At 44.7% G+C, this 7,653-nt stretch carries 7 protein-coding genes; all 7 read right to left on the bottom strand.

Features of this window, described 5'->3' with window-relative positions; all coding sequences use genetic code 11:
• Positions 1 to 236 precede the first annotated feature (236 nt).
• Genes ACFWMP_RS31365 through ACFWMP_RS31335 form a run of 7 tightly spaced genes read right to left on the bottom strand, consistent with a single transcriptional unit; the run spans position 237 to position 7,445 of the window.
• The gene (locus ACFWMP_RS31365) at positions 237 to 1,388 is read right to left on the bottom strand and encodes an amidohydrolase family protein (RefSeq protein ID WP_379426205.1); all 1,152 of its coding nucleotides are present in this window, start codon (positions 1,386 to 1,388) and stop codon (positions 237 to 239) included.
• 2 nt (positions 1,389 to 1,390) lie between these two features.
• Positions 1,391 to 2,449 carry a pyridoxal-phosphate-dependent aminotransferase family protein gene (locus ACFWMP_RS31360; RefSeq protein WP_379426203.1) on the bottom strand — a complete coding sequence of 353 codons (1,059 nt, stop codon included), beginning with the start codon at positions 2,447 to 2,449 and terminating at the stop codon, positions 1,391 to 1,393.
• Positions 2,446 to 3,219, bottom strand: a complete 774-nt coding sequence (locus ACFWMP_RS31355; RefSeq protein WP_076287055.1) for an ABC transporter ATP-binding protein — start codon at positions 3,217 to 3,219, stop codon at positions 2,446 to 2,448. The genes ACFWMP_RS31360 and ACFWMP_RS31355 overlap by 4 nt, the downstream gene beginning before the upstream one ends.
• The gene (locus ACFWMP_RS31350; protein WP_379426201.1) at positions 3,210 to 3,977 is read right to left on the bottom strand and encodes an ABC transporter ATP-binding protein; all 768 of its coding nucleotides are present in this window, start codon (positions 3,975 to 3,977) and stop codon (positions 3,210 to 3,212) included. The genes ACFWMP_RS31355 and ACFWMP_RS31350 overlap by 10 nt, the downstream gene beginning before the upstream one ends.
• A complete protein-coding gene (locus tag ACFWMP_RS31345; protein WP_143764167.1) occupies positions 3,974 to 4,840 on the bottom strand; it encodes an ABC transporter permease in 867 nt (288 codons plus the stop codon). Before ACFWMP_RS31345 ends, ACFWMP_RS31350 begins: the two co-directional genes overlap by 4 nt.
• The gene (locus ACFWMP_RS31340) at positions 4,837 to 5,826 is read right to left on the bottom strand and encodes an ABC transporter permease (RefSeq protein WP_042183789.1); all 990 of its coding nucleotides are present in this window, start codon (positions 5,824 to 5,826) and stop codon (positions 4,837 to 4,839) included. Before ACFWMP_RS31340 ends, ACFWMP_RS31345 begins: the two co-directional genes overlap by 4 nt.
• Complete coding sequence (locus ACFWMP_RS31335; protein ID WP_379426198.1) at positions 5,823 to 7,445, bottom strand: ABC transporter substrate-binding protein; 1,623 nt, start codon at positions 7,443 to 7,445, stop codon at positions 5,823 to 5,825. The genes ACFWMP_RS31340 and ACFWMP_RS31335 overlap by 4 nt, the downstream gene beginning before the upstream one ends.
• Between the last annotated feature and the right edge of the window lie 208 nt (positions 7,446 to 7,653).

Below are 7,653 nucleotides of genomic sequence, written 5' to 3'. Positions count from 1 at the left end.
CTCTTTTTTTAACTTCTTTTTCGAGCTCGGCATGTGTGTTTCTCGGCCAGAAATAGAATATATCATGTATAGAGATTCATTGCAACACTTTTTTTTGAAAGATTTAAAAACCATAAATCATGTATTAATGAATACACTCTATCTTTATATACTGTTGCCTTATATACATTCCATAATATAAAAGAAAAACAACTGAAAAAGATATCAGTTGTTTTCAGAAGATAGCTTAGACGAATCTAAATTAATTCCGCTTCCTTCGCTCCAGTAATTACGGAAACAATACTGTTTCGAAGTATCTCTGCATTATACGCCTGGTATGGATCGACATTGAAAACAACAGCATCTGCAATAAAACCTTCTGCAATCTGCCCCAGCTCGTTACCGCTCCCTAGAATGTCAGCAGCGCTTTTAGTAGCTGACTGCCACGCTTCTCTGCGAGTTAAGCCATAATCAATCAACGTATCCAGTTCTTGAAGGTTATAACCATGTAATGAGGGTGTAGCATAATCTGTACCGAATCCAATACGAACTCCCTCTCTTTTTGCATAATTAATGGCTTTGGAATGTGATTCAGCAGCACGGGCAGCTCGTTCGCAAATGATCGGGTTCAACGCTAGAACGCCTTTCGGATCTGCGGCAATGCGATAGATGGATGTAGTAGGTACAAAAGCTACCTCCGAATTAGCAAGTCTCCCTGCCTGATCTTCAGTTAGAAACATCCCATGCTCTATAGATTCCACCCCGGCCTGAATGGACCAGTCTATCGTCACTCCACCCCAGGTATGAACCAGTACCTTCTTATCATGGGCATGTGCATTACGAACAATGAATGCAAACTCTTCTTCGGAAAAGATCGGATCTACGACTTTCTCGGTGGGTGCCCCAAGACCGCCTGTGGCCATGATTTTTATCCAACCCGCTCCTGTAGCAAAGATTTCTGCCATCCGTTGTTCCAAATGCTTAAGTCCACGGGCATCTGCTGCTCCAAGCATATCGCTGCTGGTATGCACTCTTAAAGGCTGCTGATATTGCTGAACAAGATGCTGCACTGTGCTGGGCAGAATTCCGCCTGCATCACGTACAGTCGTTACACCTGTCCTTAAAGTAGCCTCAAAGGCTTGTGCCTGCATGGCTTCGATCTGCTGGGAGTCGCGCTTTAATTGATCTGCATGGTCAAAGTCTGTCCAAGCCATATGCGTATGAAGATCAATTATACCAGGACTTATCCATAGTTCTGTGCCTGTAGGAGTTGAATTATTTTGTTGCGACTCCGCTTCAGTAATAGATGAAAAATAGCCATCCTTGATCACAACATCAAATCGTTTACCTTCGATGCCTGCTATATGAATATCCTTGAATGTATGCAGCTCTGGATGCTTATGGATCATCTTCATTCCCCCCAAGCCAGCCGAACAGCATGTAATGCCTGATCAGGGTCCTGTTTCAATAACTCAGCAAGCGTTGATATGGCTTCCTCCACACTTTTCCGAGCAGCATTTGTTCCGAAATGATTGATCCGCAAAAGATGGCCAAATAATTCTCCGTCTCCTGGAGCCACAATGCCTATAGGTTTTTCGATCTGCAAATCTTGCTTTCCAGCAATCCGAACCGTTGTAGTCAGTGTAGAATAATGTCTGCTGTCCTTTTGCCAAGGCTCAAGCCCCAAGGATTCTATACCAGCTAATGTAGCAGCTGCAGCCCTTTCATGATGCTGAATGATTTGCTCCAATCCCTCTTCTTCAATTCGTGTCAAGGCCAGGATCAGAGCTCGAGCCTCTAAAGTAGGGATATTTGGAGCAACCCGTAGCGGCGCAGTGCCATCCAGCGAAGGTTTGAGATCCAGCAAGGACAGAATGGAGTTACGCGGTGCATTTTTATTAGACTCAAGAAATTGCCAGCCACGTGGTGAAATACTGACGGCGCTAACACCGTTAGGTCCAGCCAAGGCTTTTTGTGCGCCTATCACAGCAAAATCAACTCCCCATTCATCGACCAGTAACGCCTCTCCCCCAACCGCAGAAACTGAGTCCGTCACAGTAATGAGATTGAACTCCTTTGCAATCTTAAATATTTCTTTAGCCGGATTAGAACCACCTGTAACTACTTCAGCCTGAACAAAGGAAAGGGCACAAGGGCTAAACTCTTTAATTGCGGAAGCAACTTGGTCGCCAGTGACCACTTCATCAAAAGGAACCTTTACTTCAATAACCGTTGCTCCTCCCCGTTCAAGCCACTTTCCAAATAGACTTCCATAGGGACCTGTTACTATATTTACAATGGTTCGACCAGGCGCGGCTATTCCTGCAGCCACTGCCTCGATCCCCAGAATTGCCTCAGCTGGGATGATAACTGGTGGGTGCTCAGTAAACAAGATAGTAGAAATCAATTGTGTAAGCTTATTGTACTCATCCACTGAAAGTGGCACATGTACATTATATTCTGGGCTCATAAGAAACCTCCTGATGTACTTGATTTTGGCATTTTAGGAACTGCCGACAACAGCTCGTAACTGTATTCATGTTTAGGCCGGATGAAGAATTGATCCTTCGGACTCTGCTCCACGAGCTTTCCTTGCCGCATAACTGCTACCGTATCGCTAATTGCATTAATTACTCCTAGATCATGGGAAATAAAAAGCATGGTGAGATTAAGCTCAGCTTTCAGCGTATTGAACAGTTCGAGCACACTAAGCTGCACAGATACATCCAGCGCGCTGGTTGGTTCATCGGCGATCAGGATATTTGGTTCAACGCTTAATGCACGAGCGATCGCTATCCGTTGCCGTTGACCACCTGAAAATTCATGCGGGAATTTATCTAAAGCCTTTTGCTCCAAATGAACCTGGTTCAAAAGCTCTTTACATCTTTGCTCAACGTCCGTACGTCCCACAATTTTATGAAACAATAAGGGCTCGGAAAGAATTTGCCTAATCGAATGCTTTGGATTCAGCGATGCATCAGGATTTTGGAAGATCATCTGGATTATTTTACGCTGCTCACGGCTCCTTTTCTTTTTTAACTCTTGGGTACCTAACAGAATCTTCCCCTCATGCGGGGCAATCAGTCCAGCAATTACTCGCGCCAGCGTAGATTTCCCTGAACCGGATTCTCCAACAAGTCCAAGAGTGGTGTGCTGCTCAAGATTCAAATTGATACAATCCAGTGCAGTAAATCCGCCGTAGTGAACAGTTAAATCTTTTATTTGTAAGGCTAGTTCCATGAGTCTCTACTCCCTTCAAGCTCTGGCAAAGGAAGCACCGAATCAATCAGCATCTGTGTGTAAGGGTCGGATGGATTTTGCAAAATATCAAGGGTAGCGCCATGCTCCACAATCTGCCCTTGTTTCATTACACATAGGCGTGAGCACAAGTTGGCTGCAATCGCGAGATTATGCGTTACAAAAACCATAGCAAATCCCAACTCCTGCTGGAGGTTCGTGATCGTTTCAATAATTTGTCGTTGAACCGTGACATCCAGCGCCGTTGTCGGCTCATCACAGAGAAGAATACCTGGCTTGCACGCCAGTGCCAAAGCGATGACTACCCGTTGACATTGACCGCCTGACAGCTGACTCGGATATCGATCCTTTATCTTTAAAGAATCAGGGAGACCAAGCCTTTCGAGTAGCTCCAGCGCAATCATTCGCGAAGCCTTTCGACTAACTTTCTGTCTGTAATACACGACTTCAGCCAGCTGATTGACAACCATACAGAGTGGATCAAGCGCACCTCTTGGGTCTTGAAACACCATCGCACTGCTTACGTCACTCTTAATGGTGCCACCTGTCTGTTCAACACCATTTGGAAGTAGTCCCAGAATTGCACGCAGCGTAAGCGATTTTCCTGAACCCGACTCACCTACTAATCCTAGACTCTCCCCTTTGCTCAGCGAAAAGCTAACATTGTTGACTAATCTCTCTTTTGACTTCGCTGCCAGCGATAGTGCGTTTATTTCTAAAATGGGTTGTATAGACATCATTTTTTCCTCCATATGTCTGCCAAACCATCACCTAGGAGCGACAAAGCTATTCCGGTATACACCACTGCAAATCCTGGGACAGCTGAGAGCCACCAAGCTGTAGTGATGAAGGGCTGTCCATCCGAGATCATAGTTCCCCAGTCTGGAGTTGGCGGTGTAATACCGATCCCAAGATACCCCAGTGTAACAATGGCAACAAGCAATCCAATCATGTCTGTCATAAGAACGACAACGGCTTGCGGAAGTACATTGGGCAGCAGATGACGCAAAATAATTTTTACTCCGGGTAGCCCTAAGGTTTGAGCGGATGCCACCCATTCCTGATTGCGAAAAGATGCGCTAAGACCTCTCACTACACGGGCAAAGACAATCCAACCTACAAGGATAAACGTAATATAAATGCCTCGTTCTCCTGCTCCACTGGCAAAAGCAACGATAATGACGATTAGATAAAAAGGAAAAGCGATCAACGTATCTGACAGCAGCGTAATAACTGTATCAATCCATTTGCCGTAATATCCTGCTAGCATTCCTAGGAACACACCTATGCAAAAGGGAATGATTTCTGCCAAGACCATGATTTTTAAATCAGTCCTCGCTGCATAAATCAATCTAGTAAACAGATCACGTCCCAGCTGATCGGTTCCTAGCCAGTGTTCAGCCGACGGAGGCTGCAGAAAGGCGCTCAAATTTTGCTCGGAGGGATCATATGGACTTATATACGGTATGAACACAGTCAAGAGAATAAGAGCTGCAAACATAATCAATCCCACTAGAAGTGAAGGGGTATTCCATATTCGTTTTAAGCCGCTAGTCATTTTACCAGCCTCATACAATCGTGGTTCTAGTCTTATCGTTTTCATTGTTTTCCCTTCGTTCTGGGATCAAGCCACCAAGAAATGATTTCAATCAAGAGACTGATGATCACAACAGCTAGCGCACAGTAAAGTGCTATTCCTTGAATAACCGGAAAGTCCCGTTTCGAAATTGAAGTGAATAACAAGCTGCCAATTCCCTTTATTCCAAACACCTGTTCAACGACCAATGTGCCGCCGATTAGATAAGAAATATTCACACCCATCAGCATCAATGTTGGAAGAGCCGAATTGCGCAGCACATGTTTAAATAAAATAACCCTGCTTGGTATTCCGGCAGCCTTAAGTGTAACTACAAAATCCGATTCTAACACTTCAAGCATCTGAGCTCTTAACGAACGGACCAGCGTAGGGATCTGTGAGAAAGCAACGGTGATTGCCGGAAGTGCAAGACTGTGCAAAGTTCCAATCCACCCTTCACTTACTCCCCCAACAGGGAACCAGCCAAGCCGGACACTAAAGAGCAAAATTAAAAGTAAGCCAACCCAGAAGATTGGCATACCCAAAGTTATTGTAGGAAAAATACGTATTAAATGATCCAGCAGTTTATCCTTATGCGTAGCTGCTACTGTAGCAAGCAGAAGTGATACGAAAATCGCCAACACACACGCCATTACTATGAGCAACAAAGTGACAGGGGCACGCTGCATAATCAACTCTCTTGTTGATGTACCCATAACAATGGAGTTTCCAGTATCCCCCTGAGTAAATAGCGTCTTCAGAAATCGCATGAACTGCTCCCATAAAGGAAGGTCCAGCCCAAGAGTATGATGCATACTCTTGAGCGCCTCAGGGGTACTGTATTCTCCCAATATCATTTTAGCTGGATCTCCAGGCACAATTCGGATGATGAAAAAGACTGCTATCATTACGCAGCAGATCACTGCCAGCGCCTTTATAAGTGATATCACAAGCCAGTTGTAAGAGTCCTTGCTTCCTCTAGGTTGATTTAACACCTGCTTAAGATTCGTCATTGGCTGATGTGGACATCTTCGAAACGGGCGCTGCCGTTAGGTAGAACAACAAGACCATCAACAGAAGAACGAATACCTTTCAAGACATCTGGATAATAAAGCGGAATATAAGGTACTTCATCAGCAAGTGTCTGCAGCAGTTTAGTATAGATTTGCGCACGAGCATCGCCATCTGCAGTTTTTTGGCCCTCATATAGAAGCTTCGTTACTTCATCATTCGTATAATGCGTCCAATACGATTTGCTGAAGCCTTCCGGATCGGTTTGGAAAGCAATGATCGAGTTCGCTTCCGGGGAATCCGCTTGACCGCTGTTGAGCATTGCGGCGAAATCATATGCAAAGAACCGTTCACGGAAAGTAGCAAGCTCAATCGACTCAATCTCAATTGTAATCCCGATCGTTTGACCCGCTGCCTGAATAATTTGCGCCTCTTGCGCTCTTGTACTATTGCCGGAGGCTACAAGTAATTTGGTAGTGAATCCATTAGGGAAGGCAGATTTAGCAAGCTCCTCCTTGGCTGCCTCAACATTGAAGTTCAGAGCCTTGATTGTTTCATTGGAGTTATAAGGAATCGTTGTTGGCAGTAATGAGTTTGCCGTTTGTGCATAACCAAACGTTAATGCTTTGGTCAAGCCTTCACGATCAAGTGCCAGAGCCAGCGCGCGGCGAACATGCACATCCGAGAAATGTTCATCCAGCGTATTAAAGAACAATTGCTCTGTCACCCAACTGCCGTTAGTAATTACTTTAGTGTCAGCTCCATCTTTGATCTCATTGGCATTTTGCAGCGCTAAAGATTCAATAGCATTAACTTCCCCAGCCTTCAGCTGGTTGATCGCTTGGCTATCATCCTCAATCAACTTATAAACAAGCTTATCAATATATGGTTTTCCTTCTTGCCAGTAGAATTTGTTCTTAGTAAAGGTCAGATCCCCTGCTGTATCCCATGATTCAACCACAAACGGTCCCGTTCCGATGGGCTTCTTAAAGAATTCTTCTTCGGAAACTCCACCAAAATTGTTAGGCAGGATGCCATTTGAGAAATTGGATAGCTCTGAGATAAATGGTGTATAAGGCTCTTTAAGTGTAATAACAAGCGTTTTGTTATCCTGCGCCTTAATTGTGCCGACCTTTGCCGATATTGCCAGCGGGCCGCCAACCTTCAAGTGCCGCTCAAGGGAGAATACAGCATCTTCTGCAGTCACATCCGTACCGTTTGAAAACTTTACGCCGTCGCGAAGTTCAAAAGTATACGTCAGGCCATCCTCACTGATACTATGTGACTTCGCAAGCCAATCTACAATTTCGCCCTTGCTGTCAAAAGCAACTAACGATTCAAATACTTTGTCGATTGCAAAAGCATTGTTGGACGTAATCTGGTTATGCAAATCCAACGAGGTTACAGATGCAGGGCGTCCATAGACGAAGGTTCCTCCAACTGCCGGCTCTGCCGCTTGAGGACTCTGAGTTGCTGTTGCTGGACTCGCACTTTCCTGCGCATCTTTATTTGAAGCAGCCTTATTATTAGATCCCGAGCATCCTGCAATTACCATCAATAGCAAAACTGCTATCGCCCCCAACAGAACCGGTTTCTTAACAGATACATTAAAATATGACATAATCCGCTCCCCCTATAATTCTTATATGTTTAGTATGAATTGTATTATGGATTAATCAATGTGGTCTGTCAAACAAAATTTAAATCTTAACAATCCATTAAGTAAATAGACATAACAAAAAGACCACTGTCGATTACTCAACAGTGGTCTTGCGTGCTTGGCAACGTCCTACTCTCCCAGGACCCTTCGGTCCAAGTACCATCGGCGC

It is taken from the genome of Paenibacillus sp. NPDC058367, assembly GCF_042723305.1.
GTDB lineage: Bacteria > Bacillota > Bacilli > Paenibacillales > Paenibacillaceae > Paenibacillus_AQ.
Note: the sequence above shows the minus strand (reverse complement) of the source record. Positions and strands in the feature narration are given on the sequence as shown.